At 55.6% G+C, this 248-nt stretch carries 1 protein-coding gene; it reads right to left on the reverse strand.

Annotation, left to right across the window (positions count from 1 at the left end; genetic code table 11):
• Nucleotides 1-36: 36 nt before the first annotated feature.
• Nucleotides 37-248: type VI secretion system domain-containing protein (locus tag QN399_RS26510; RefSeq protein ID WP_330201966.1), on the reverse strand; the 212-nt coding region annotated here is incomplete at its 5' end.

Raw genomic sequence — 248 nt, forward strand, 5'->3', positions numbered from 1 at the left:
GTCTTTGGCCATGGTGCTTCTCCTTTTGATGAGGCGCTATTCAAGTACTGCTTCCAGGTCGAAATGGCATAACCGGCGATGCAGGGTGTCTTTTCCGTCTTGTACGGCTTGGTTTTGTGGCAACAGGTCGTAGCAGCGATACAGCAGTTGGCCCACTTGCACGGCCAGCTCCGGCTCCCAACTTTCCAGGCCCGTGCGCTGTAATTGCAGGTCGAGTTGTTCCAGCTGGAACCTGGCCAGGTCATGCT

This window comes from Pseudomonas sp. 10C3 (genome assembly GCF_036346185.1).
Lineage (GTDB): Bacteria > Pseudomonadota > Gammaproteobacteria > Pseudomonadales > Pseudomonadaceae > Aquipseudomonas.